This window comes from Streptomyces carminius, assembly GCF_002794255.1.
Classification (GTDB): domain Bacteria; phylum Actinomycetota; class Actinomycetes; order Streptomycetales; family Streptomycetaceae; genus Streptomyces; species Streptomyces carminius.
Genome location: NZ_PGGW01000058.1, coordinates 28,460 through 52,034, shown reverse-complemented (window position 1 = coordinate 52,034; position 23,575 = coordinate 28,460). Strand labels below are relative to the sequence as shown.

26 protein-coding genes are annotated in these 23,575 nt (G+C 74.1%); 23 read left to right on the top strand and 3 right to left on the bottom strand.

Annotation, left to right across the window (positions count from 1 at the left end):
• Positions 1-10 precede the first annotated feature (10 nt).
• The 9 genes from folE (at position 11) to CUT44_RS33565 (ending at position 6,881) form a co-directional block, all read left to right on the top strand.
• Entirely contained in the window at positions 11-616 is a 606-nt protein-coding gene (gene folE, locus CUT44_RS17405; protein WP_100202810.1) for a GTP cyclohydrolase I FolE, read from the top strand.
• 59 nt (positions 617-675) lie between these two features.
• Positions 676-1,551 (top strand): dihydropteroate synthase, encoded by an 876-nt coding sequence (gene folP / locus CUT44_RS17400; protein WP_199185738.1) that lies wholly within the window; start codon positions 676-678, stop codon positions 1,549-1,551.
• A 172-nt stretch (positions 1,552-1,723) separates the two neighbouring features.
• Entirely contained in the window at positions 1,724-2,224 is a 501-nt protein-coding gene (locus CUT44_RS17395) for a nuclear transport factor 2 family protein (protein ID WP_100202808.1), read from the top strand.
• Between the two features lie 87 nt (positions 2,225-2,311).
• Entirely contained in the window at positions 2,312-2,671 is a 360-nt protein-coding gene (gene folB, locus CUT44_RS17390) for a dihydroneopterin aldolase (protein ID WP_100202807.1), read from the top strand.
• On the top strand, positions 2,668-3,264 hold the full coding sequence (gene folK / locus CUT44_RS17385; protein ID WP_100202806.1) for a 2-amino-4-hydroxy-6-hydroxymethyldihydropteridine diphosphokinase: 597 nt from the start codon (positions 2,668-2,670) through the stop codon (positions 3,262-3,264). Before folB ends, folK begins: the two co-directional genes overlap by 4 nt.
• A gap of 80 nt (positions 3,265-3,344) precedes the next feature.
• The gene (locus CUT44_RS17380; protein WP_100202805.1) at positions 3,345-3,830 is read left to right on the top strand and encodes a DUF3180 family protein; all 486 of its coding nucleotides are present in this window, start codon (positions 3,345-3,347) and stop codon (positions 3,828-3,830) included.
• 61 nt (positions 3,831-3,891) lie between these two features.
• A complete protein-coding gene (locus tag CUT44_RS17375) occupies positions 3,892-4,506 on the top strand; it encodes a class I SAM-dependent methyltransferase (RefSeq protein ID WP_100202804.1) in 615 nt (204 codons plus the stop codon).
• Positions 4,507-4,602: 96 nt separating this feature from the next.
• Positions 4,603-5,715: a hypothetical protein gene (locus CUT44_RS17370; protein ID WP_100202803.1), complete on the top strand. Its 1,113-nt coding sequence runs from the start codon at positions 4,603-4,605 to the stop codon at positions 5,713-5,715.
• Positions 5,716-5,837: 122 nt separating this feature from the next.
• A complete protein-coding gene (locus tag CUT44_RS33565) occupies positions 5,838-6,881 on the top strand; it encodes a hypothetical protein (protein WP_199185737.1) in 1,044 nt (347 codons plus the stop codon).
• A gap of 34 nt (positions 6,882-6,915) precedes the next feature.
• Here the strand turns inward: CUT44_RS33565 and CUT44_RS17360 are convergent, their stop codons facing one another.
• Positions 6,916-8,232 (bottom strand): PH domain-containing protein, encoded by a 1,317-nt coding sequence (locus CUT44_RS17360; RefSeq protein WP_100202802.1) that lies wholly within the window; start codon positions 8,230-8,232, stop codon positions 6,916-6,918.
• The gene (locus tag CUT44_RS17355) at positions 8,232-8,744 is read right to left on the bottom strand and encodes a PH domain-containing protein (protein ID WP_100202801.1); all 513 of its coding nucleotides are present in this window, start codon (positions 8,742-8,744) and stop codon (positions 8,232-8,234) included. Before CUT44_RS17355 ends, CUT44_RS17360 begins: the two co-directional genes overlap by 1 nt.
• A 69-nt stretch (positions 8,745-8,813) precedes the next feature.
• On the opposite strand from CUT44_RS17355, the gene CUT44_RS17350 reads away from it, so the two are divergent.
• Genes CUT44_RS17350 through CUT44_RS17335 form a run of 4 tightly spaced genes read left to right on the top strand, consistent with a single transcriptional unit; the run spans position 8,814 to position 13,028 of the window.
• Positions 8,814-9,992, top strand: a complete 1,179-nt coding sequence (locus tag CUT44_RS17350) for an NADH-quinone oxidoreductase subunit D (protein ID WP_100202800.1) — start codon at positions 8,814-8,816, stop codon at positions 9,990-9,992.
• Entirely contained in the window at positions 9,989-11,047 is a 1,059-nt protein-coding gene (locus tag CUT44_RS17345; RefSeq protein ID WP_100202799.1) for an SAM-dependent methyltransferase, read from the top strand. The genes CUT44_RS17350 and CUT44_RS17345 overlap by 4 nt, the downstream gene beginning before the upstream one ends.
• A gap of 36 nt (positions 11,048-11,083) precedes the next feature.
• Positions 11,084-12,304, top strand: a complete 1,221-nt coding sequence (locus CUT44_RS17340; protein WP_100202798.1) for a sensor histidine kinase — start codon at positions 11,084-11,086, stop codon at positions 12,302-12,304.
• A gap of 31 nt (positions 12,305-12,335) precedes the next feature.
• Positions 12,336-13,028: a response regulator gene (locus CUT44_RS17335; protein WP_100202797.1), complete on the top strand. Its 693-nt coding sequence runs from the start codon at positions 12,336-12,338 to the stop codon at positions 13,026-13,028.
• Between the two features lie 686 nt (positions 13,029-13,714).
• Here the strand turns inward: CUT44_RS17335 and CUT44_RS17330 are convergent.
• Positions 13,715-14,875 (bottom strand): threonine aldolase family protein, encoded by a 1,161-nt coding sequence (locus CUT44_RS17330; RefSeq protein ID WP_100202796.1) that lies wholly within the window; start codon positions 14,873-14,875, stop codon positions 13,715-13,717.
• A 112-nt stretch (positions 14,876-14,987) separates the two neighbouring features.
• On the opposite strand from CUT44_RS17330, the gene CUT44_RS17325 reads away from it, so the two are divergent.
• The 10 genes from CUT44_RS17325 (at position 14,988) to CUT44_RS17280 (ending at position 22,965) form a co-directional block, all read left to right on the top strand.
• The gene (locus CUT44_RS17325) at positions 14,988-15,899 is read left to right on the top strand and encodes a Rossmann-like and DUF2520 domain-containing protein (protein ID WP_100202795.1); all 912 of its coding nucleotides are present in this window, start codon (positions 14,988-14,990) and stop codon (positions 15,897-15,899) included.
• A gap of 11 nt (positions 15,900-15,910) precedes the next feature.
• Positions 15,911-16,873, top strand: coding sequence for a pantoate--beta-alanine ligase (gene panC / locus CUT44_RS17320; RefSeq protein WP_233221455.1), 963 nt, complete (start codon positions 15,911-15,913; stop codon positions 16,871-16,873).
• Positions 16,870-18,582, top strand: a complete 1,713-nt coding sequence (locus CUT44_RS17315) for an L-aspartate oxidase (RefSeq protein WP_100202793.1) — start codon at positions 16,870-16,872, stop codon at positions 18,580-18,582. Before panC ends, CUT44_RS17315 begins: the two co-directional genes overlap by 4 nt.
• On the top strand, positions 18,579-19,634 hold the full coding sequence (gene nadC / locus CUT44_RS17310; protein WP_100202792.1) for a carboxylating nicotinate-nucleotide diphosphorylase: 1,056 nt from the start codon (positions 18,579-18,581) through the stop codon (positions 19,632-19,634). Before CUT44_RS17315 ends, nadC begins: the two co-directional genes overlap by 4 nt.
• On the top strand, positions 19,634-20,431 hold the full coding sequence (locus CUT44_RS17305) for a type III pantothenate kinase (RefSeq protein ID WP_100202791.1): 798 nt from the start codon (positions 19,634-19,636) through the stop codon (positions 20,429-20,431). Before nadC ends, CUT44_RS17305 begins: the two co-directional genes overlap by 1 nt.
• A 149-nt stretch (positions 20,432-20,580) precedes the next feature.
• Entirely contained in the window at positions 20,581-21,081 is a 501-nt protein-coding gene (locus CUT44_RS17300) for a hypothetical protein (protein ID WP_146252250.1), read from the top strand.
• 55 nt (positions 21,082-21,136) lie between these two features.
• Positions 21,137-21,319, top strand: coding sequence for a hypothetical protein (locus CUT44_RS17295; RefSeq protein ID WP_100202789.1), 183 nt, complete (start codon positions 21,137-21,139; stop codon positions 21,317-21,319).
• Positions 21,320-21,513: 194 nt separating this feature from the next.
• Complete coding sequence (locus CUT44_RS17290) at positions 21,514-21,924, top strand: BlaI/MecI/CopY family transcriptional regulator (protein ID WP_100202788.1); 411 nt, start codon at positions 21,514-21,516, stop codon at positions 21,922-21,924.
• 9 nt (positions 21,925-21,933) lie between these two features.
• The gene (locus tag CUT44_RS17285) at positions 21,934-22,461 is read left to right on the top strand and encodes an amino-acid N-acetyltransferase (protein WP_100202787.1); all 528 of its coding nucleotides are present in this window, start codon (positions 21,934-21,936) and stop codon (positions 22,459-22,461) included.
• A 171-nt stretch (positions 22,462-22,632) separates the two neighbouring features.
• Positions 22,633-22,965, top strand: a complete 333-nt coding sequence (locus CUT44_RS17280; RefSeq protein ID WP_100202786.1) for a histone-like nucleoid-structuring protein Lsr2 — start codon at positions 22,633-22,635, stop codon at positions 22,963-22,965.
• Positions 22,966-23,575: the final 610 nt, after the last annotated feature.

Below are 23,575 nucleotides of genomic sequence, written 5' to 3'. Positions count from 1 at the left end.
CGAGGAACGCATGATCGACCCGGTCACGCTGGACGGCGAGAGCCCCGTCGGCGAGTTCGACGAGAAGCGCGCCGAGAACGCCATACGCGAACTGCTCCTCGCGGTCGGCGAGGATCCCGACCGCGAGGGACTGCGGGAGACCCCGGCCCGGGTGGCGCGGGCGTACCGGGAGATATTCGCGGGGTTGCGGCAGCGGCCCGAGGACGTGCTGACCACCACCTTCGACCTGGGCCACGACGAGATGGTGCTGGTGAAGGACATCGAGCTGCTCTCCTCCTGCGAGCACCACCTGCTGCCCTTCCACGGCGTCGCCCACGTCGGCTACATCCCGGCCGCCTCGGGCAAGATCACCGGGCTGTCGAAGCTCGCCCGGCTGGTGGAGGTCTTCGCCCGCCGTCCCCAGGTCCAGGAGCGGCTGACCACCCAGATCGCCGACTCGCTCATGCGGATCCTGGAGGCGCGCGGGGTCATCGTCGTGATCGAGTGCGAGCACATGTGCATGACGGTCCGCGGGGTCCGCAAGCCCGGCGCCAAGACCATCACCTCCGCCGTCCGCGGACAGCTCCGCGACGCCACCACCCGCGCCGAGGCGATGAGCCTGATCATGGCCCGCTGACCGGCCCGCCGCCGGACGGGTACCCGGGTGCCGCGGGACGAGCGCCTAGGCTGGACCACATGAGTACCTTGCGCGCCTCACGCGGGGAAGTGGCCGGGCTGCCGTCCTGGGACCGCTGTGCGGTCATGGGGGTGGTGAACGTCACGCCGGACTCCTTCTCCGACGGCGGTCGCTGGTTCGACGCCGGGGCCGCGGTCAAGCGCGGGCTGGAACTGGCCGAGCAGGGCGCGGACCTGGTCGACGTGGGCGGCGAGTCCACCCGGCCGGGCGCCACCCGGGTCGACGAGGCCGAGGAACTGCGCCGGGTGATCCCCGTCGTACGGGATCTGGTCCAGGAGGGCGTGGTGGTCAGCGTGGACACCATGCGCGCCGGGGTGGCCGAGCAGGCGGTGGCGGCCGGTGCCCGGCTGGTCAACGACGTCAGCGGCGGCCGGGCGGACCCGCGCATGGTGCCGGTGGTGGCCGCGGCCGGGGTGCCCTACGTGGTGATGCACTGGCGCGGCCAGAGCATCGACATGAACGACCGGGCCGTCTACACCGACACCGTCACCGAGGTGGTCGGCGAACTGCGTGCCGCTCTGGAACAGGCGGTGGCGGGCGGCATCGCGCCCGAGCGGATCGTCGTCGACCCCGGACTGGGTTTCGCCAAGCAGGCCGCGCACGATCTGGCGCTGGTGGACGCCACCGCCCGGCTCCGCCGGGAACTGGGGCGGCCGGTGCTGGTCGCCGCCTCCCGCAAACGGTTCCTGGGCCGGGTGCTGGCCGGAGCGGACGGCACCGTACCGCCGGCCCGGGAGCGGGACGCGGCCACGGCCGCGGTCTCGGCGATCGCCGCCCGCGAGGGGGCCTGGGCGGTACGGGTGCACGAGGTACGCGCCAGCGCGGACGCGGTCCGGGTGGCCCGGGCACTGGAGACGGCGGGGGAGGCACAGTGAGCGTCGCACGCGCGGCTGCCGGGCCGCACATCGCCGTGTCGCCGGGTGGTTGCCGCGGGGGCGGAAGCTCACCGGGAGGCACAGTGAGCGTCGCACGCGCGGCTGCCGGGCCGCACATCGCCGTGTCGCCGGGTGGTTGCCGCGAGGGCGGAGAAGCTCACCGGGAGGTGCCATGAGCGGAGAGGCCCGCACGGACGTCGAGGCCGTCGAGGCGGCGAACGCGGCACTGTACGAGGCGGTCGAGCGCGGCGACATCGACGCCCTGACCGACTACTGGCTGAACGACGACGTCAGCGTCGTCCATCCCGGGTGGCCGGTGCTCAACGGGCGCGACGAGGTGATGCGCTCGTACGCGCTGATCATGGCGAACACCGAGTACATCCAGTTCTTCCTGACCGACGTCGAGGTCTCCGTGCTGGGCGACACCGCCGTGGTGACCTGCACCGAGAACATCCTCAGCGGCGGCCCCGCCGAGGCGGACGGCTCGGCCGGCCCGCTGATCGGCGGCCTGGTGGTCGCCACGAACGTCTTCCGCAGGGACGAGGACGGCCGGTGGCGGGTCTGGGCGCACCACGGTTCCCCGATCCTGGTCGAGGAGGACGACGAGGACGAGGACGGCGACGGCATCGGCGGCGTGGACGGCATGGATCCGGAGGGCGGGACACTGCTCTGACGGTCCCGTCTGAGAGAGTGGCTCCAGCGGTGGCACGGGGTGGCAGGCCCGCCGCGTCCGCCGGCCGACCGACGGGGAGTGAAACGGGTGGATCGCGTCACACTGCGCGGGCTGAGGGTCCGCGGGTATCACGGGGTGTTCCAGCGGGAACGGGAGCAGGGTCAGACCTTCGTGGTGGACCTGGTCCTGGGCCTGGACACCCGGCCCGCCGCGGCCGGTGACGACCTCACCAGGACGGTCCACTACGGCGTCGTGGCGGAGGAGGTCGCCGCGATCGTCGGGGGCGAGCCGGTCGACCTGATCGAGACCCTCGCCCAGCGGATCGCCGACCAGTGCCTGACACACGAGGCGGTGCGGGAGGTGGAGGTCGTCGTCCACAAGCCGGAAGCCCCGATCACCGTCCCGTTCGACGACGTGACCATCACCATCAAGCGGAGCCGTGTATGACGCCGAACAGCGACCCGACCGTACAGCCGGTGCCCGCCTCCGTGGTGCGCCAGGTCGACGCCGCCGACATGACCCTGCACAACCCCAAGCGCGCCGTCCTGTCCATCGGCGGCAACCTGGGCAACCGGCTGGAGACCCTCCAGGGCGCCGTCGACGCGCTGGAGGAGACCCCGGGGGTGCGGGTCAAGGGGGTCTCGCCGGTGTACGAGACCAAGCCGTGGGGAGTGGAGCCGGGCACCCAGCCCGCGTACTTCAACGCCGTCGTCCTGCTGAAGACGACCCTGCCGCCCGCCTCGCTGCTGGAGCGGGCCCACGCCATCGAGGAGGCCTACGCCCGGGTGCGCGACGAGCGCTGGGGGCCGCGGACGATCGACGTGGACATCGTCACCTACCAGGACGCCGTCTCCGACGACCCCGTGCTGACGCTTCCCCACCCGCGCTGTCATGAGCGGGCCTTCGTCCTGGCACCGTGGCACGATGTGGATCCGGACGCCGAGGTTCCGGGGCACGGTCCGGTGGCGGAGCTGCTCGACGCGGTCGGCCGGGAGGGCATCACCCGCCGGGACGACCTGGAACTGCGACTGCCCGAGTGACCACGGCGGCGCCACCGGGCACCGCCATGTCCCAACCGCCGTGTCTCAACTGCCGTATCTCAGACGACGTGGGGAGTTCCGTGAGGGAACTACGTATCAGGACGCTGGCCGGCCTCTTCGTACTCGCCCTGGTGCTCTCCTGGGCGGGCATGGGGATGTGGGACGGGCTGGGCACCCCGCCGGCCGTGCCGGTCGCGGCCCCGGTCGTGCTCGCGCTGATCGCCGCCGTCCTGGCCGCCACCGCCCTGTCGTTGCGCACCCGGCTGCGCGCCCAGCGCGAGCGGCAGCCCGGCGCGAAGGGCGTGGAGCCGATCATGGCGGCCCGCGCCGTCGTCCTCGGCCAGGCCAGCGCCCTGGTGGCGGCCCTGGCCGCGGGCGCGTACGGCGGCGCCGGCCTTTACCTGTTCCTCAACGTCATGGACGTGCCCGCCCGCCGCGACCAGGTGGTCTACGCCGGCCTGTCGGTGCTGGCGGGTGCCGCGGTGGTGGCGGCGGGCATCTTCCTGCAGCGGGTGTGCAGGCTCCCCGAGGACGACGACGAGCCGCCGACGGCGGCAGCGGCCTGACCAGGCCCGCACGGCGCACGGCGGCTACCGGTCCAGACCTGTCGGCGGTTATCGTCACGGAATGGAGGAGATCCCGGGCCCGCCCGACCTGAAGGCCGACGTCCATCCCAGCCGGCGCTTCCAGGAGCGTCTGCTGAGAAACCCCGAGGACCACGAGGCGTGGCTGGGCCTGCAGCTCTCGTACGAGCGGATGGCCGGGGAGTGGCGGTCCTGGACCGACGAGCAGTACGGCTACGACCTTCCCGTGCGCGAGGGACTGCGCCGTGCCCGGCCCGCCCGGTGGGCGGTGGAGATCTGCTGCGGCACCGGCGAGGCGACGGCCGCCGTCGCCGAGGCCGTTCCCACGGTGGTCGCGTGCGATCTGAACCCGGAGATGATACGGCGGCGAGTGGAGGTGCCCGGGGTGTGCTGGATGGTGGCCGACGTACGGGCACTACCCTTGGCGACGGCGCGGGTTCCCTTGGTAGTGTCGCTCAACGGGGTGTTCAACCCCTCCGAGATCGCGCGGGTCGTCGAACCCGGTGGGCAACTCCTGTGGTGCACCTCGTTCCGTTCGGGGACGCCGCTGTACGTCCTGCCGGACCGGATGCGAAGGCTGCTGGGCAGCGGGTGGGCTGTCGAGGGCGGCCACGCCGGACACGGCGAGTGGACACTGTTCACGGCTCCGGACATGTGAACGGTCCGGCGGAGCACGGCCCGCCCGCGGTCCGGCCGACGGGGATGTGCAGGGGGCTCGGCTGTCGTGCAGGTGGTACTCATCGCGCCTTTTCTCATGCGGTTCCGGCTGTGCGCGAGCACCTTCGGGGGTGAGGTCGGCAGGGCGCTGAAGGAGGCCGTCACCGAGGCGGTGCCCGACTTCTCGCCACAGGTCGACACACCGGACTCCCAACTGCTGTTCGACCACCACATGTCCACCGGCGGATCCCGGCTCAGCGGCGAGAAGACCGTCGGTACGGTCCGCCTCGCGGACGTCGGACCGCTGCGGTGCCGCTTCGAGCCCAACGGCTACTGCTACGTCATGCTGACGATCCAGGTCCCGGACCGGAGTGCGATACACGACCGCGAAAGCGAACTGGTGGAGAAGCTCAATCCGCATGTCGCCCGCTGGACCGACGGCATCTCGGAGCGGATGCTCGCCCGGGAACTGGTCGATCCGGTGGGCGAAGCGGTCATGGAACCCGGACGTCTGCTGTGGTGGCACCGGGTGCTGATGGATCCGCCGCGGGACCAGGAGCCGGGCGCGACCCGGGTCTACGGCGTGGAGCGCAGGATCCACGATGACGCACTGCTGCGCTTCGGGGACGGTTTCACGACCCTGGAGCGGCTGCCGGGCCACCGGATCCACGAGGTACTGGAGGGCGTGATGGCGGCTACCACCGAATGGATCGCGGTGGATGAGGCCAACCGGCTGGTGTCGGCCCGGATGCTGCAGCTCAACGACACCCGCTGGAACCGGGTGGCGGAGGTCGACCGGCAGTTCACCGCCTCCCTCAAACTCAGCAAGGACCTGGCGCTGCGGGACATGGTGCGGCTGGAGGAGAGCCGCTACACCGTGAACGCGGGCGCGGTGGTGATGGACGCGGCGATGGAGCGCTGGGCGATGGAACGCGAGCGCGGTGTGCTGGAGGTCCAGCTCCAGTCGCTGCGCGACATCCTCGACTTCCATCGCAGCATGACGCAGTACCGGCGGGACGAGCGACGCAACCGGCTGCTGTTCGTCTTCACGGCCATCGCCCTGTTCCAGTCGATCCTGGTCTGGTACGACTTCGCACACGAAGGCAACAACACCCTCGGACCGGCGATGCGGCTGGCCGTGGTCAGCGTCATCGCCACGCTCACCGTGATTGTGGTGGTCTCGGCCCTGGTGGTCCGGCGCCGCGACTGATCGTCCTGTCGCGGGAACGGGGCGGCGGTTTCTGACGGGGTGTGGGCATCGGGGGACACGCGAGATAACGAATGGGGAGGGACGGTGCCTCAATGGGCGGCACCCACGGTAAATTCCAGGCCATGCCACGAGGACGCCACCGCCAAGCACCTCCCCTGCACCGGATGCTCGCGCCGTCCGCCGTGGCGGGCGCCGCACTCTTCTGCGCGCTCGTGGCCTGGCTGGTGGGTGATGCCGGCGCCCCGGGAGTGATGGCGCTGCGCGTGCTCACCGCCGGAGCGGCGCTGGCCGCCGTCGCCGGGGCCGTGCTGCTGCGCCACTGGGACCGGGAGGCCGGTCGGCGGGTGGCCGAGGTGCGGGCCGCGCGGGCCACGGCCGAGTGGCGGGCCGAGGAGCGGCAGGCGGAGCTGGAGACCGAGCTGGAGGAGGCCGCCGAGCTCCGCCGGAAGGTGGAGATCACCCTCCGGGAGAAGCAGGCCGAGCTGACCCGGCTGCGTACCGAGCACGCCGCGCTGCTGCGCCGGTACGCCACCGCCGAGACCGAGCGCGCCAGCGCGCTGGAGGGGCGGCGGCAGCTCGCCCTGGAGGCCGCCGGGCAGGTCAAGGAACTCACCACCGGGGCGGCCGACCACCGCCGGGCCTCGGGCGCCCCCACCCCGCTGACCTACATCCAGGCGAGCGAGGCCCTGACCCGGCTGCGGACGAACGCCGTGCTCCAGGAGGAGAGGGCGCAGCGGGAGCGGGAGGACGCCGAGCGGAAGGCGGCGGAGGAGCGGGAGGACGCCGGGGAGAAGGCGGCGGAGGAACGGGAGGCGGTCGTACCGCCGCCGGGACGGGAGCCGTATCCGGGCTGGGCAGGGGGTCAGTCGCCCAGGCGCGGCGGCTTCGACTTCTTCGGCACCGGCGGCGCCCCGCGGCGGCGCAGGGAGACCGGGGGGCCGCGCACGCCCGCCGAGCCCCCGTCCGACCGGGACGAGGAAGGTGACCGGGCGGCCGGGACCCGTTCAGGGCCGGAATCGGAGGTTTCCGCCGCGAGTGAGGTCATCCGTCCGGGTGCGGCCGGCACCGCGGAATCCGGCGCGGCCGGTCCGGACGGCGAGGGCGCCGGAGGTTCCGCCGGGGAGCAGGAGACGGACTCCGGGGAGCCGCGCCGCGCCCGCGCCTGACCGCCGCGCCCCGCCCCGCACCGCCCCGCCGCCGTCACCGCGTCAGCCAGCGCTCCGGGCGTGCCGTACGGCGCCCGGTGCGGGAACGCTCCGCCTGGGCCCCGACCACGGCGCGGGCCTCGTCGGCGTCCCGCAGCCGGGCCGCCACCGTGCCCGCGCCGTGGTCGACATGGACGTTCGCCAGTCCCAGCCGCCGCTCCCACGGCCCCTGGGACAGCCGTACGCTCTGCACCTTCGCGTGCGGCACCAGCTCCGTCCTGCGGCACAGCAGCCCGCGGCGGGCCGCGAAGACCGCCCCCGTCACCCCGTGCCCGTACCCCCGCCACCACAGCGGCACCGCCCAGCGGGCCCGGCGCGGCACCGGGGTCAGGGCCGCCTCCGCCTCGGCCGGGTCGACATCGGGGAGCACCCGCCCCAGCACGCCCCGGGCGGTCTCCCGGGTGGCGACCGGCAGCAGGACGCCGCCCTCGTTGCCCCCGGCCGCGACGCTCAGCTCGACCCGCACCCAGCCGCGCCGCCGCCACAGCAGCGGCTCAATGATCCGCACCGCCTGGATCCGGCCCGGCGGGACGGTGGCGTGCGCGCGGTCCAGCAGCCCGTGGTCGAGCCGCACCCCGTCCGGGGACTCGGCCACCACCCAGTCGAACTCGGTCATGAAACGGCCCGCGCCGCCCCGCCAGAGCCCGCCGAGCAGCGGCACCACGACCGCCAGGGCGGGCCAGACGCTGTCCGAGAACAGCCAGACGACCACCGGGAGGACGAGCGTCGCGGCCAGCAACGCCCAGAGCCCGCCGAGCAGCAGCAGGGAGACGAGCAGCATCCCCGTGTCGACCCGGACCAGTTCCCGGGCGGGCGCCTCGCCCGCCCCGGGCGCGTCCTCGGGCGCCATGCCCGCCGCCCGCGCCAGCAGCTCGGCGCGGAGCGCCACCGCGTCGGACTCGCCGAGGAAGGCCAGCTCGTCCTTCTCCTCCGCGCCGACCACGTCCAGCTTGAGCTTGGCGACCCCGACGATCCGGGCCAGCAGGGGCCGGCCGACGTCGATCGCCTGGATGCGGTCCAGCCGGATGTGCGCCGCGCGACGGAAGAACAGGCCGGTACGGATGCGCAGTTCGGTGTCGGTCACCAGATAGCTCGTCATCCACCAGGACAGGAAGCCGTACGCCGCCGCCACCAGCAGCACCACCGCCAGCGCGGCCAGCAGCCAGGCGGGGGTCAGGGACTCCACACCCCGCCGGGCCCGCTCCGGGTCCTGTACGGCGAAGGCCAGCAGCGCCGCCACCGGCGCCCAGGCCCGCCGCCACGGCGTGACCGGGTGCAGCCGCCTGCCCTCGGGACGTTCCAGCAGCGCCATCACAGCCCCGCGGAGCGGGCCTCGCCCAGCTCGGTGAGCCGCTCGCGCAGCCGCTCGGCCTCCTTCGGCGTCAGGCCGGGTATGTGCGCGTCGGTGGTCGCCGCGGCGGTGTGCAACTGCAGCCGGGCCAGCCCGAAGTGCCGCTCCAGCGGCCCGGAGGTGACCTCCACCAACTGCATCCGGCCGTACGGCACGACGGTCAGCTCGCGCCAGATCACCCCGCGGCTGATCAGCAGCTCGTCGGCGCGCTCGGCGTAACGCCAGGACGCCCAGTTGCGGGCCAGCGCCCGCCAGCCCCAGGCCGTCGCCGCCGCCGGCACCAGCGCGCCGGCCGCCCAGCCCGGGCCGGCCAGTACGTACAGGAGCAGGCCCAGTACCGCGGCGAGCGGGAGGAGCACGGCGGCCAGCACCGTTCTGCGCATCCGCAGCAGGCCCCGCTCCACACCGCGCCACGACTCGTCCCCGCCGGTGCGCTCCGCGGTGTCCGGCGGTCCTTCGGCTGGCAGGCTCATACCGGCAAGAGTAGGCGGGAGCGGCGCCCGGCCGCGCGGGGCGCCGCGCGCTGCTGCCAGACTGGGACCATGACCCAGCCCGGCACGGCCACCGAGCACACCGAGCACACCGAGACGACCGTCGGCGTCGGAGGCGCGGCGGAGAGCACCGACATGGTGCTCAACATCGGCCCCCAGCACCCCTCCACCCACGGTGTGCTGCGGCTGCGGCTCGTCCTGGACGGCGAGCGGATCACCACCGCCGAGCCGGTGATCGGCTACATGCACCGCGGTGCCGAGAAGCTCTTCGAGGCGCGTGACTACCGGCAGATCATCGTGCTGGCCAACCGCCACGACTGGCTGTCGGCGTTCTCCAACGAACTCGGTGTCGTCCTGGCCGTCGAGCGGATGCTCGGCATGGAGGTGCCCGCCCGCGCGGTGTGGGCGCGGACCCTCCTGGCGGAGCTCAACCGGGTCCTCAACCACCTGATGTTCCTCGGCTCCTACCCCCTGGAACTGGGCGCGATCACACCGGTGTTCCACGCCTTCACCGAGCGCGAGGCGCTCCAGCGGGTCCTGGAGGAGGTCTCCGGCGGGCGCATCCACTACATGTTCAACCGGGTCGGCGGCCTCAAGGAGGACCTCCCGGCCGGCTGGCTCGGCCGCACCCGGCAGGCCGTCGCCGAGGTCCGGGCGAAGACGGACGTCTACGACCGGCTCGTCCTGGGCAACGAGATCTTCCGCGGCCGCACCCGCGGGGTGGGCGTCCTGGACGCGGCCACCGTCCACGCCTACGGCGTCAGCGGCCCCCTCGCCCGCGCCTCCGGGGTGGACTTCGACCTGCGCCGCGACGAGCCGTACCTGGCCTACGGGGAGCTGGCGGACGTCCTGAGGGTCGTCACCCGGTCCGAGGGCGACTGCCTGGCCCGCTTCGAGGTGCTGCTGGAGCAGACCCACAACTCCCTCGACCTCGCCGACGCCTGCCTGGACCGCCTCGCCGAACTGCCGCCCGGCCCGGTCAACCAGCGGCTGCCCAAGGTGCTGAAGGCCCCCGAGGGCGCCACCTACGCCTGGACGGAGAACCCCCTCGGCCTCAACGGCTACTACCTGGTCTCGAAGGGGGAGAAGACCCCGTACCGGCTCAAGCTCCGCTCGGCCTCGTACAACAATGTCCAGGTGCTGTCCGAGCTGCTGCCCGGCACGCTGGTGGCCGACATGGTGGCGATCCTGGGCTCGATGTTCTTCGTCGTCGGCGACATCGACAAGTGACCGGCGAACCGGCGCCGGGACCGCGGCGCTGGCGGGAGGCCGCCGAGGAGGCCCTCTACGGGCCGGAGGGGTTCTTCGTGCGGCAGGCGCCCGCCGCCCACTTCCGCACCTCGGTGCACGCCTCGCCGCTGTTCGCGCACGCGGTGGCGGAGCTGCTGCGGCGCGTCGACGAGGTGCTGGGGCGCCCCGCCGAGCTGGCGCTGATCGACTACGGCGCGGGCCGCGGCGAACTGCTGACCGGCGTACTGGCCGCCCTGCCCGCGCTGCCCGGCGACCTGGCCTCCCGAGTGCGCGCCCACGCCGTCGAACGCGCCCCCCGTCCCGCCGGGCTGGACCCGGCGATCGGCTGGTCCGCCGAACCGCCGCACCGCGCGGCCGGGCTGCTGTTCGCCAACGAGTGGCTGGACGACGTTCCCGTGGACATCGCCGAGACCGACGGCGACGGCGTACCGCGCTACGTCCTGGTGGACGGCGACGGCACCGAGCACCCGGGCGGGCCGGTGACCGGCGCGGACGCGGAGTGGCTGGCCCGCTGGTGGCCGCTGCCGCCCGAGCCGGGCCGCCGCGCGGAGATCGGCCGCCCCCGCGACGAGGCGTGGGCGGCGGCCGTGTCCTGCCTGGACAGTGGCCTGGCCGTCGCCGTGGACTACGCCCACACCCGCGCCGCCCGTCCGCCGCTGGGCACCCTCACCGGCTACCGCGACGGCCGCGAGGTGCCGCCCGTCCCCGACGGCGACCGCGACCTGACCGCCCATGTCGCCCTCGACGCGTGCGCGGCGGCGGTCCGCCCGCCGCCCGGCCACGGACCGGCCGTACTGCTCCCCCAGCGCGCGGCACTGCGCGCCCTGGGCGTGCGCGGCGACCGCCCGCCGCTCACCCTGGCCACGGCGGACCCGGCCGCGTACGTACGGCTGCTCGGCCGCGCGGGCGAGGCCGCCGAGCTGACCGACCCGGCGGGCCTGGGCGGTTTCACCTGGCTGCTCCAACCGCGCCGGGCGCCGCTGCCTCCACCCTGGGGAGTAGGCGGCACGGACGGGGATCGCCCGCCGGGCTGACTCCCGCCCGTGCCGCGTCTGCCTACGCTGGGTGATGTGTACCGGGTATACGAGTTCATACGCAGGCATCCCACCTGGGTCGACAGTCTGTGGGCCGTGGTCCTGCTGGCGATGTCCGCCGGATGGCTCGTCTCGGTCATAGCGGCGCCGGAGCCGCCGGTGGAGCAGAGCGAGGCGCAGCTGATCGCCTCCGGGCCGATCGTCCTCGCCCTGTGCGCGGTGGTGGCCCTGCGGCGCCGCGCGCCCGAGCGGATGCTGCTGCTGACCGCCGGGGCGGGGGTGGCCGAGGTGGCGACCGGCGCGTTCCCGGTGCCGGCCAACTTCGCCATGCTGGTGATCGTCTTCACCAACGCCTCCCGGGGCAGGCGCTGGGCCTCCCGGCTGGCCCTCGCCGGCGCCCTGGTCGCGCCCACGATCTCCGCGCTCCGCTGGCCCGACGAGGAGCAGTCGCTTGCCGCGGAGATCGTCGGCACCGTCTTCCTGACCGCCACCTTCGTGCTGGCCTGGGTACTCGGCGACTCGATGCGCACCCGGCGGGCGTACTACGCGCAGCTCGAGGAACGTGCCGCCCGGCTGGAGAAGGAGCGCGAGGCGCAGGCCAAGGTGGCCGTCGCCGCCGAGCGCGCCCGTATCGCACGCGAGCTGCACGACGTGGTCGCGCACAACGTCTCGGTGATGGTCGTCCAGGCCGACGGCGCCGCCTACGTCCTGGACGCCGCGCCCGACCAGGCCAGGAAGGCGCTGGAGACCATCTCCGGCACCGGCCGCCAGGCGCTGTCGGAGATGCGGCGGCTGCTGGGCGTGCTGCGCACCGGGGAACAGGCCGAGGGCGGGGAGTACGTGCCGCAGCCCGGGATCGAGCAGCTCACCGAGCTCGTCGACCAGGTGCGCGACACGGGCCTGCCGGTGGACTTCCGGGTGGAGGGCACCCCGTGCCCGATGCCCAGCAGCATCGGGCTGACCGCGTACCGCATCGTGCAGGAGGCGCTGACCAACACGCGCAAGCACGGCGGTCCGGACGCCGGGGCGACCGTCCGGCTGACCTACGGCGCCGACGACCTGACCCTGCTCGCCGAGGACGACGGCCGCGGCGCGCAGCGGGAGCTGTACGAGATCGGCGGCCTGGACGGGCTGGGCCAGGGGCTGATCGGGATGCGCGAGCGCGTCGGCATGGTCGGCGGCAGCCTGGACGCGGGGCCGCGGCCGGGCGGCGGCTTCCGGATCAGCGCGGTGCTGCCGCTGAAGAACACGACGTGAACCGTGCGACAACCACAGGAGAGGGAACCCCATGACCGTCCGGGTGATGCTCGTCGACGACCAGGCGCTGCTGCGCACCGGCTTCCGCATGGTGCTGGACGCACAGCCCGACATGACGGTCGTCGCCGAGGCCTCGGACGGTGCCGAGGCACTGGAGAGGCTGCGCGCCGCCGCCGTGGACGTGGTGCTGATGGACGTGCGGATGCCCCGCCTGGACGGCGTCGAGGCCACCCGCCGCATCCGCGAGCGGGGCGAGGGCGGCCCCGGAAACCCCAGGGTGCTGATCCTGACCACCTTCGACCTCGACGAGTACGCCTTCTCCGCGCTGCGGGCCGGGGCGAGCGGCTTCCTGCTCAAGGACGTGCCGCCGAACGAACTGCTGGGCGCGATCCGCGCGGTCCACAGCGGGGACGCGGTGGTCGCCCCGTCCACCACCCGCCGCCTCATCGACCACTTCGCCACCCTGCTGCCCGCCGCCGGGGAGCGGCCGCGGGCCAGGGGGCTGGAGCGGTTGACGAGCCGTGAGCGCGAGGTGCTGCTGCTGGTGGCGCAGGGCCTGTCCAACGGCGAGATCGCCGCGCGGCTGGTGCTCTCGGAGGCCACCGTCAAGACGCACGTGGGCCGGGTCCTGGGCAAGCTGGAGCTGCGCGACCGGGTGCAGGCGGTGGTGCTGGCGTACGAGACGGGGCTGGTGCGGGCGGGGGGCGGTCCCGCCACGGGGTGAGGGGTGCCCTGGGCGGGCACGGGGGTGCGGGTTCTGGTGGGTGCTGGGGTCGGGGCCGGTCCGGGGCGGCCATTCCGGACGGTACGATTTACGGCCGTTGACGTGCCACGTTTCCTTGCCCGCTCATTGGCCGCAAATCGTACTTGAGTGTCCGGAACGGCCGCCCCTCCCCGTCCCCTCCCCGCCGTCGCCGAGTGCATCCCGTCGCGCCTGCGGCCCTCCACGCCCACCGGCTCGTACACGTCGGTTGACGTCCCTGGCCGCGCCACGATGCCGGCCACTCGCGCCTGCACATGAGGGCGACCAGGACGTGCCGCTGCCGTGGGGCGGGTGCCGGCCGCTCACCCGGGTCCGTGAGGGTGGCCGGGCCGACCCGGCTCTGGCTCCGGGCGGCCGTTCCGGGAGCGGGCTCGGCCCGGGGTGTGCGGCCCGCGGCCGGGTGAGTGTGCCGGGAGTGGGCCCGGCCCGGAGCACGGGCGAATCGGACCGGTAGCCGGGGGACGGCGGGAGGGGACGGGGAGGGGCGGCCGTTCCGGACACTCAAGTGCGATTTGCGGCCAATGAGCGGGCAAGGCAACGTGACACGGAAACGGCCGTAAATCGTACCGTCCGGAATGGCCGCCCCGGACCGGCCCCGACCCCAGCACCCACGGAACCCGCACCCCCGTGCCCGCCCAGGGCACCCCTCACCCCGTGCCGGGCACCCGGGCCAGGAACGCAGACAGTGCCTCGCGGACGTCCGCCGGACCCCAGCCCAGCCCGGGCGCGCCCACCGTCACCTCGGCCATCGCCGTCCCGGGCGGCCCCGGCGCCTCCCACCACCGGAACAGCACCGTCCCGTCCTCCTCCGCCTGCCGCACACCCGCCTCGGTCAGCTCCTCGGCGCCGTACGGCAGCCACACCTGGAACTGGTGGGTGTGCGGCTCCTCCGGATGGATCCGGAACCACGGCACCCCGGCCGAGGCCAGCCCCTCCCGCAGAACGCCCGCCACCGTCCGTGCGTGGGCGACGTACTCCGGCAGCCGGGGCAGCTCCCGCTCCAGCCCCACCAGCGCGGACAGCGCGGCGGGCCACTGCTGGAAGAGCTGCCCGCCGTAGCGGTGCCGCCAGGCGCGCGCCTCCTCCACCAGGTCGGGCGGCCCGGCCAGGGCGGCGCCGGAGAGCCCGCCGAGGGACTTGTAGTACGAGACGTACACGGTGTCGGCCAGGGCGGCGATCTCGGTGAGCGGGCGCCCGAAGTGCGCGGTGCACTCCCACAGCCGGGCCCCGTCGAGGTGCACCACCGCGTCCCGCTCCCGGGCCGCGGTGACGGTCTCCACCAGTTCCTCCCAGGTGGGCAGTACGAAGCCCGCGTCGCGCAGCGGCAGTTCCAGCAGCAGTGTGCCGAACGGCTCGGGGAGCTCCCGTATCTCGTCGGCGGTGGGCGTCCGCGGCTCGGCGGTCGGGTGGACGGTGTGCAGCCCGGCGAGCCGTACCAGTGCGCCCCGCTCGTGGCGCTCGGGGTGCGACATGGGATGCAGGGCGACGACGGGGCTGCCGGTACGGTCCGCCCAGCAGCGCAGGGCGACCTGCTGGGCCATGGTGCCGGTGGGGAAGAACGCGGCGGCCCCGGTGCCCAGCAGGGCGGCGGTGCGCTCCTCCAGGGCGGTGACGACGCCGTCCCCGTACAGGTCGGGGCGGCCGGCCAGGTCCCAGACCCCGGCTCCCTCCTCGGCGAGCCGGGCCAGCCACCCGGCGAGCGTCCCGCCGGCGGGGCCGTCGGCCAGTCTGCGCGGCGCGTGGTTCCACGCCGCGAACCGCCGCTCCCGCGCGGCGTCCTCGTTCGCTGTCTCCGGATCCGGGGTCATGGGCCGATCATCGCCCACCGGGACCGGAACGGCCGTACCCGGGCGTCCGCGTAGCATGGCGGTAATCGTCCGGTACCGGATCCGTCGGACTGGAACGGAAGGCCCAGCTCACGTGAACCAACACTCCTCGGGTGCCGCCGGGGACCGTCCCGCGCGCCTGACCGTCGGTGTCGTCGGCGCGGGCCGCGTCGGCCCCGCCCTGGCCGCCGCGCTCGGGCTGGCCGGCCACCGCCCGGTGGCCGCCTCGGGCGTCTCCGACGCCTCCCGCCGCCGGGCCGCGGCGCTGCTGCCGGGGGTGCCGCTGGTGGAGCCCGCCGAGGTGCTGGCCCGCGCCGAGCTCGTCCTGCTCACCGTGCCCGACGACGCCCTGCCCGCCCTGGTCGCGGGCCTGGCCGAGACCGGTGCGGTACGGCGCGGCCAGCTGCTGGCGCACGCCTCGGGCCGCTACGGCACCGCCGTGCTGGACCCGGCGACCCGGGCCGGTGCCCTGCCGCTGGCGCTGCACCCGGTGATGACGTTCACCGGCACGCCCGTGGACGTCTCCCGGCTGGCGGGCTGCCCGTTCGGGGTCACCGCGCCCGAGGAGCTGCGGATGGCGGCCGAGGCGCTGGTCATCGAGATGGGCGGGGAGCCCGAGTGGATCGCCGAGGAGGCCCGGCCGCTGTACCACGCGGCCCTGGCCGTGGGCGCCAACCACCTGGTCACCCTGGTCGCGCAGGCCATGGACCTGCTGCGCGCGGCCGGGGTCGCCGCCCCCGACCGGATGCTCGGCCCGCTGCTCGGCGCGGCCCTGGACAACGCCCTGCGCTCCGGTGACGCCGCGCTGACCGGCCCGGTCGCCCGGGGCGACGCGGGGACGGTCGCCGCCCATGTCGCCGAACTGCGCCGCCACGCCCCGCAGGCGGTGGCGGGCTATCTGGCCATGGCCCGCACCACCGCGGACCGGGCCCTGGCCAACGGCCTGCTCAGGCCGGAGCTGGCCGAGGACCTGCTGGAGGTCCTCTCCGACGGGGGGAACCGGTGACCGGAGGAACCGTGGAACGAGGGGGCCGGGTCGTGCCCGTACCGCGTACCGCCGCCGAACTGCGCGCCCTGCCGCGCGCCGGGCGGCGGGCGGTGGTGATGACGATGGGCGCCCTGCACGAGGGACACGCCGCCCTGATCCGTGCCGCCCGCGCGGCGGCCGGGCCGGACGGCCAGGTGGTGGTCACCGTGTTCGTCAACCCGCTGCAGTTCGGCCCGGACGAGGACCTGGACCGCTATCCGCGCACCCTGGACGCCGATCTGGTGGTGGCCGCCGGGGCGGGTGCCGACGCGGTCTTCGCGCCGCCGGTCGCGGAGGTCTACCCGGGCGGGGAGCCCGAGGTGCGGATCAGCGCCGGTCCGATGGGGGAGCGGCTGGAGGGTGCCCACCGCCCGGGCCACTTCGACGGTGTGCTCACCGTCGTCGCCAAGCTCCTCCACCTCACCGCCCCCGACGTGGCGCTGTACGGGGAGAAGGACGCCCAGCAGCTCGCCCTGATCACCCGCATGGTCCGCGATCTGAACTTCCCCGTGGAGATCACGGGCGTGCCCACCGTGCGCGAGCCCGACGGGCTGGCGCTGTCCAGCCGCAACCGCTACCTGTCGGCGGCCGGGCGCACCACGGCCCTGGCCCTGTCCCGCGCCCTGTCCGCCGGGCGCGAGGCGCTCGCCGGCGGCGGCGGGCCGCGCGAGGTGCGCGCCGCGGCCGGGGCGGTGCTGGACGGGGCCCGGTCGGCCGATCCGCCGCTGGAGACCGACTATCTGGCGCTGGTGGACCCGGACGGCTTCACCCCGGTGCCGGAGGAACCCGGCGCGTACGGGGGCGAGGCCGTGCTCGCCGTGGCGGCGCGGGTGGGCACCACCCGCCTGATCGACAACGTCCGGCTGCGCCTGGGGTCTCCTGCCGGGGAAACCCGAGAAACCGGGGAAACCCGAGAAACCGGGGAAACCCGAGAAAGCGGAGGAGCCCGGTGAACGACTTCGCGAACCCGCCGGCGGCCGGCCTGCGGCTGACGGCCCCGCGCGCCGGCTGGGCGATCGGGGCGGACGTGGTGGTGGTCGGCTCCGGGGTGGCCGGGCTGACGGCCGCCCTGCGCTGCGCCGCGGCCGGGCGGCGGACGGTGATCGTCACCAAGGCCCGGCTGGACGCGGGCTCCACCCGCTGGGCGCAGGGCGGGATCGCCGCCGCGCTGGGCGAGGGCGACACCCCCGGGCAGCATCTGGACGACACCCTGGTCGCGGGCGCGGGCCTGTGCGACGAGGCGGCGGTGCGGGCCCTGGTCACCGAGGGCCCGGACGCGGTGCGGCGGCTGATCGGCGCCGGGGCGCGGTTCGACACCGGCGCCTCCGGGGAGATCGCGCTGACCCGCGAGGGCGGCCACCACCGGCGCCGTATCGCCCACGCGGGCGGCGACGCGACGGGCGCGGAGATATCCCGGGCGCTGGTGGCGGCGGTGCGGGAGGCCGGTATCGAGACGGTGGAGAACGCGCTCGTCCTGGATCTGCTCAAGGACGGGCGCGGACACGCGGCCGGCGTCTCCCTGCATGTGATGGGGGAGGGGCGGCACGACGGCGTGGGCGCCGTGCACGCCCCGGCGGTGGTGCTGGCCACCGGCGGCATGGGGCAGGTGTTCTCCGCGACCACCAACCCGGCCGTCTCCACCGGTGACGGCGTCGCCCTGGCGCTGCGGGCCGGGGCGGAGGTCTCCGACCTGGAGTTCGTCCAGTTCCATCCGACGGTGCTCTTCCTGGGCGCGGGCAGCGAGGGCCAGCAGCCGCTGGTGTCGGAGGCGGTGCGCGGCGAGGGCGCGCACCTGGTGGACGCGGACGGCGTGCGCTTCATGCTCGGGCAGCACGAGCTGGCCGAGCTGGCGCCGCGCGACATCGTCGCCAAGGCCATCATGCGGCGGATGCGGGAGCGGGGCGCCGACTGCATGTACCTCGACGCCCGGCACTTCGGGGCACGGATGTGGGCGGAACGTTTCCCCACCATCCTCGCCGCCTGCCGCGCCCACGGCATCGACCCGGTCACCGGGCCGGTCCCGGTGGCGCCCGCCGCGCACTACGCCTCCGGCGGGGTCCGTACCGACCTGGCGGGCCGCACCACCGTGCCGGGGCTGTACGCCTGCGGCGAGGTCGCCTGCACCGGGGTGCACGGCGCCAACCGGCTGGCCTCCAACTCCCTGCTGGAGGGCCTGGTGTTCGCCGAGCGGATCGCCGCCGGCATCGCCCGCGCCCCGCGCCGCGCCGCCGCACCCGTGCCCGCGCCCGGTGGCGGACGGACGGTCCCGCTGCCGCCGCCCGAGGCGCGGTACGCGATCCAGCGCACCATGACCGCCGGCGCCGGAGTGCTGCGCTCCGCGGGCAGTCTGGCGCGGGCCGCCGCGGAACTGGCGGCGCTCTCCGCGGCGTCCGACGGGGTGGGCAAGCCCGCCGAGCCCGGCGTCGAGGCCTGGGAGACGGCCAACCTGCACCTCGTCGCCCGGGTCCTGGTCGCCGCCGCCCTGCGCCGCACCGAGACCCGGGGCTGCCACTGGCGCGAGGACCACCCCGACCGCGACGACGAGGTCTGGCGCCGGCATCTGGTGGTCGCTCTGCGTCCCACCGCCGAGGGCTCTACGCTCGTCGTCCGTACGACCGACTCGACCGCCTTTCCACCGGTCGCACCCGAGGAGAAGCCGTGACCCCCACACCCGACGAACTACCGCTGCTCCAGATCGGCCGCCACCGCCCGGACGAGGCGGTGAACGGCGCGGCGGGCGGCTGCGGGGACGCCTGCGGCTGCGGGGCCGGCGACGAGGACGAGTCCGACTTCGGTCTCGACCCCCTGGAGTGCGGCCTGGACCCGGACCTGGCGCGGCTGCTGGCGGACGCGGGCCTGGACCCGGTGCAGGTCGAGGATGTCGCGCACCTGGCGATCGAGGAGGACCTCGACCACGGCGTGGACGTCACCACCGTCGCGACCATCCCCGAGGAGGCCGTCTCCACCGGCGACTTCACCGCCCGTCAGGCGGGCACCGTCGCCGGGCTGCGGATCGCCGAGGCGGTCCTGTCGGTGGTGTGCACCGAGGAGTTCGAGGTCGAGCGGCACGCCGAGGACGGCGACCGGGTGATGCCCGGCCAGCGACTGCTGTCGGTGCGCACCCGCACCCGCGACCTGCTCACCGCCGAGCGCAGCGCCCTCAACCTGCTGTGCCGGCTGTCGGGCATCGCCACCGCCACCCGGGCCTGGGCCGACGAGCTGGAGGGCACCGGCACCCGGGTCCGCGACACCCGCAAGACGACGCCGGGGCTGCGCGCCCTGGAGAAGTACGCGGTGCGCTGCGGCGGCGGGCTCAACCACCGGATGTCGCTGTCGGACGCCGCGCTGGTCAAGGACAACCACGTGGTGGCGGCGGGCGGTGTGGCGGAGGCGTTCCGCCGGGTCCGCGCGGAGTTCCCCGGGGTGCCGATCGAGGTGGAGGTGGACCGGCTGGACCAGCTCGAACCCGTCCTGGCCGAGGGCGTGGAGCTGATCCTGCTGGACAACTTCACCCCGGAGGAGACCGCCGAGGCGGTGAAGCTGGTCGCCGGGCGGGCGAGGCTGGAGTCCTCCGGCCGGCTCAGCCTGGCGGGCGCCCGCGCGTACGCCGCCACCGGCGTGGACTACCTGGCGGTGGGCGCCCTCACCCACTCCTCGCCGATCCTCGACATCGGCCTGGACCTGCGCGACGAGACGCGGGAGGAGGGAAGCTGATGCTGCTCACGATCGACGTCGGCAACACGCACAGCGTCCTCGGACTGTTCGACGGCGACGAGATCGTCGAGCACTGGCGGATCTCCACCGATCCCCGGCGCACCGCCGACGAGTGGGCCGTCCTCCTCCAGGGGCTGATGGGGATGCATCCGCTGCTGGGGGTGGAGCTGGGCGACGGCATCGACGGCATCTGCGTCTGCTCGACCGTCCCCTCCGTCCTGCACGAGCTGCGCGAGGTGACCCGCCGCCACTACGGGGACATCCCGTCCGTCCTCGTCGAGCCGGGCACCAGGACCGGGGTGCCCGTCCTGATGGACAACCCCAAGGAGGTCGGCGCGGACCGCATCGTCAACGCGGTGGCCGCGGTCGAGCTGTACGGCGGCCCGAGCATCGTCGTGGACTTCGGCACGGCCACCACCTTCGACGCGGTCTCCACGCGGGGCGAGTACGCCGGCGGTGTCATCGCGCCCGGTATCGAGATCTCGGTGGAGGCCCTCGGGGTGCGCGGCGCGCAGCTCCGCAAGATCGAGCTGGCCCGGCCGCGCAGCGTCATCGGCAAGAACACCGTGGAGGCCATGCAGGCCGGCATCCTCTACGGCTTCGCCGGACAGGTGGACGGCGTGGTGGAGCGGATGGCCCGGGAGCTGGCGGACGACCCGGAGGACGTGACCGTCATCGCGACCGGCGGACTGGCCCCGATGGTGCTGGGCGAGGCCGCGGCCATCGACGAGCACGAACCGTGGCTGACGCTGATCGGCCTGCGGCTGGTCTACGAGAGGAACCGGCCCCGGAGCTGACGTCCCGGCGTCCAGGGCGGGACGGGAGCAGGGCGGGACGGGGCAGGACGGGGCGCGGCGTACGGCCGTATGCCGGGTGTTCCGGGTGGTTTTCCGGCCTTTCACGTCATGTGCCGGGTTCCGTGGTCTTCCTGACGTACCGTCACGGTATGCCCATGCCATACGGTTGCCGAGGCGCCCTGGTCGTCAGCGCCGAGGAGTTGCGGGTGCTCGAAGGCGCCCTCGCGTTCGCCCTCCGGTCCGCCGGCGTCCCGGCGCCGCACGCGCCGCGCCCCGGCGCCGTACGGCCCGAGGCGGCGCGGGAGTACCGGCGGCTGGCGGGGGCCCTGGCGGAGGCGGCCCGGGAGGCGCGGCGGCTGCGGGCGTTCCTGCTGGCCGACCTGGACCGCCACCGCGCTGCGCTGCCGGGCGCCGTGTCCGGCTATCTGACGCTCCTGGAGGAGGCCCTGGCGCTGGACTGCGTACCGCGCCGGGCCGATGTGGAGGCGCTGCGCGGGCTGTGTGCCGAGCCGGCCGGGGCGGCGGAGGGGGAGCGCCGTGCGGGGCTGCTGCGCCGCTGCGAGCGGGCGGTGGCCGCCCGGTCCGCCCCGGCCCGCCAGGCGCCCGTGCCGCGCCCGTCCGTGCCGTCGCGGCGGTCCCTGCCGGTCTGACGCGCGGGGGCGCCGGTTAGGCTGGGAGACCCGGGACCGAAGGAGGCTGACCGGCATGGAGTACATCGCCGCACTCACCCCGTCCGCGGTGATGGCCGTGGCCTTTACCGCGCTCATCGTGACGATCGTCAAGAACCAGGGCGGCGCCAACAAGGCCAAGGAGGACGCCGCCGTGGACGCCATGGCGCGGGCCGAGGCCGCGCGGGGCGCGTCGCGGAGCGGCGGCGAGGAGCGTTAGACGGCGGCAGCCGCAGCCGGCGGGAGGCGTGCGCCGCGGGGACGTACCGGACGTGTCCCGTGGCGCACGCCTCTTCCGTGTGCGGATGCCCGTGGGCCCCGGTGAGGCCTCGCGGGTGTCCCGCGGTCCGGCGGACCGGCCGGTGAAGCGGGGCATGCCGGGCGTTTCGCCCATACGGGACTATCGTTATTCCCGTGCCCCGGCCACTCGGAGAGTTGGAAGACGCGGTGATGACACGGGTATGGCGGTGGAACCGCCCGGTCACGGTGCGAGAAGTGCTGGACGACCTTCGGCGGGAACGGCCGGTCGCATACACCACCGTCATGACCGTAATGGACAACCTCCGGGAGAAGGGCTGGCTGCGGCGCGAGCGGGAAGGCCGGGCCTATCGATATGAAGCCGTCTCCACCCGGGCCGCCTACTCCGCGGCACTGATGAACAACGCATGGTGCACGAGTGACAACCCCGCCGCGGCGCTTGTGGCGTTCTTCGGGATGATGTCGGCGGAACAGCGGGAAGCCCTGCGGGATGCCTTGCGGGTCGTGCAGCCGGAAGGCGTGCATCTCGACGCCCCCGGGGGAAGCGGCGGGGCTTCGGAGCGATAGCGTCCGGACATGCCAGAAGCACCGGGCCCGGTAAGCGAGGTCACCGTCCGCCGCGCGAGAACCGGTGATGTGCGTGCCGTGCGCCGCCTCATCGACACGTACGCGCGCGATCGCATCCTGCTCGACAAACCGATGGTGACGCTTTACGAGGACATCCAGGAGTTCTGGGTCGCCGAACGCGACCACGACGCCCGGGTGGTGGCCTGCGGCGCCCTCCACGTCATGTGGGAGGACCTGGCCGAGGTCCGTACGCTGGCAGTCGATCCCGCGCTCAGGGGCGCGGGGGTGGGGCACCTGGTGCTCGAGAAGCTGCTGCAGACCGCGCGCCGGCTGGGAGTGCGACGCATTTTCTGTCTCACCTTCGAAGTGGACTTCTTCGCCCGGCACGGCTTCACCGAGATCGGTGAGACTCCGGTCGACGGGGATGTCTACAGCGAGCTGCTGCGTTCCTATGACGAGGGGGTGGCCGAGTTCCTCGGTCTCGAACGGGTGAAACCCAACACCTTGGGCAACACACGGATGCTGCTGCACCTATGAGCCGCCGGCACCGTGTGGCCTATGTCCGAAAGGTCCCGCCAATCCGGCCGGATCCGCCGGGCAAACTTCCCCGGGGGTTTGTGTTTTCCCCGAAAAAGCGGTTTGCTTTCGTCGTCAGCATCAGTAATCGGTTTTCGATGACTGACCGCACACGACGAATGGGAGTAACCGGTGGCGCAGAAGGTTCAGGTCCTTCTTGTCGATGACATCGACGGCGGTGAGGCGGACGAGACGGTGACGTTCGCCCTTGACGGCAAGACCTACGAGATCGATCTCACCACCGCCAATGCGGACAAGCTCCGCGGCCTGCTCGAGCCCTATGTGAAGAGCGGCCGCCGCACCGGTGGCCGTACGGCCCGCGGCAAGGCCCGTGCGGCCGGTGGTGGCGGCAGCCAGGACACCGCGAGGATTCGCGCCTGGGCCAAGGAGAACGGCTACGAGGTCAACGACCGGGGACGAGTCCCCGCCAACATTCGCGAGGCCTACGAGAAGGCGAACGGCTGAAAGTCGCGTGCGGTGGCGTTCCGCCGCCGTACCCGCCGGAACGGCCGTTCCGTACCGGCCGGGGCACCGGCCGGAGCCGTTCCGCGACCCCGCCCGGGAGGCCGCGGCCGCGCAGCGGCCTCCCGAGGGCCGTGCGCGGGCCGGGCCGCGCTCCCGGTCACACACCGCTTCCACCCATCACCCGCAGTGTCGGGATGTCGTGGTTGAGCGGGCGGCGTCCGCCGCGCAAGAGTGTTCGCCAGTAGCGGATGCGCCCCCCGTGCCCCGCATGGACTGTCAGTGTCCCGGGGTAAGAAGTCGGTGAGGAAATCCCACGTGGAACGGGGGTGCGGCACCGGCGATGGAGCGGTGGACGGGCGTGTCGGCCGTGAGGCGTTCGCCGTCGGCGTAGTGGAAGCGGGCGGATATGTCTGGCCTGCGGGAACATCGTCTCGCACCATCGGGTTGGAACTGTTGTCGGCTGTCCGGGACGAGGGCGGGAAGGCGTACAGCTCATCTCCGCCCCTGCGCGGGGGCGATCCGGACGGGTGTCGGCAGTCGGAACGAGCGGTCCCCGCTTGCGGGACTAAGCTGCGGAAGGACAGGGAGGGGACCGACCCCTTACTGCCTG

Excerpts from the sequence above, each read along its gene's own strand:
- folE (WP_100202810.1), top strand. The coding sequence starts at position 11 with ATGATCGACCCGGTCACGCTGGACGGCGAGAGCCCCGTCGGCGAGTTC.
- folP (WP_199185738.1), top strand. The coding sequence starts at position 676 with ATGAGTACCTTGCGCGCCTCACGCGGGGAAGTGGCCGGGCTGCCGTCC.
- CUT44_RS17395 (WP_100202808.1), top strand. The coding sequence starts at position 1,724 with ATGAGCGGAGAGGCCCGCACGGACGTCGAGGCCGTCGAGGCGGCGAAC.
- folK (WP_100202806.1), top strand. The coding sequence starts at position 2,668 with ATGACGCCGAACAGCGACCCGACCGTACAGCCGGTGCCCGCCTCCGTG.
- CUT44_RS17375 (WP_100202804.1), top strand. The coding sequence starts at position 3,892 with ATGGAGGAGATCCCGGGCCCGCCCGACCTGAAGGCCGACGTCCATCCC.
- CUT44_RS17370 (WP_100202803.1), top strand. The coding sequence starts at position 4,603 with ATGCGGTTCCGGCTGTGCGCGAGCACCTTCGGGGGTGAGGTCGGCAGG.
- CUT44_RS33565 (WP_199185737.1), top strand. The coding sequence starts at position 5,838 with ATGCCACGAGGACGCCACCGCCAAGCACCTCCCCTGCACCGGATGCTC.
- CUT44_RS17360 (WP_100202802.1), bottom strand. The coding sequence starts at position 8,232 with ATGGCGCTGCTGGAACGTCCCGAGGGCAGGCGGCTGCACCCGGTCACG.
- CUT44_RS17355 (WP_100202801.1), bottom strand. The coding sequence starts at position 8,744 with ATGAGCCTGCCAGCCGAAGGACCGCCGGACACCGCGGAGCGCACCGGC.
- CUT44_RS17350 (WP_100202800.1), top strand. The coding sequence starts at position 8,814 with ATGACCCAGCCCGGCACGGCCACCGAGCACACCGAGCACACCGAGACG.
- CUT44_RS17335 (WP_100202797.1), top strand. The coding sequence starts at position 12,336 with ATGACCGTCCGGGTGATGCTCGTCGACGACCAGGCGCTGCTGCGCACC.
- CUT44_RS17330 (WP_100202796.1), bottom strand. The coding sequence starts at position 14,875 with ATGACCCCGGATCCGGAGACAGCGAACGAGGACGCCGCGCGGGAGCGG.
- CUT44_RS17305 (WP_100202791.1), top strand. The coding sequence starts at position 19,634 with ATGCTGCTCACGATCGACGTCGGCAACACGCACAGCGTCCTCGGACTG.
- CUT44_RS17300 (WP_146252250.1), top strand. The coding sequence starts at position 20,581 with ATGCCCATGCCATACGGTTGCCGAGGCGCCCTGGTCGTCAGCGCCGAG.
- CUT44_RS17295 (WP_100202789.1), top strand. The coding sequence starts at position 21,137 with ATGGAGTACATCGCCGCACTCACCCCGTCCGCGGTGATGGCCGTGGCC.
- CUT44_RS17285 (WP_100202787.1), top strand. The coding sequence starts at position 21,934 with ATGCCAGAAGCACCGGGCCCGGTAAGCGAGGTCACCGTCCGCCGCGCG.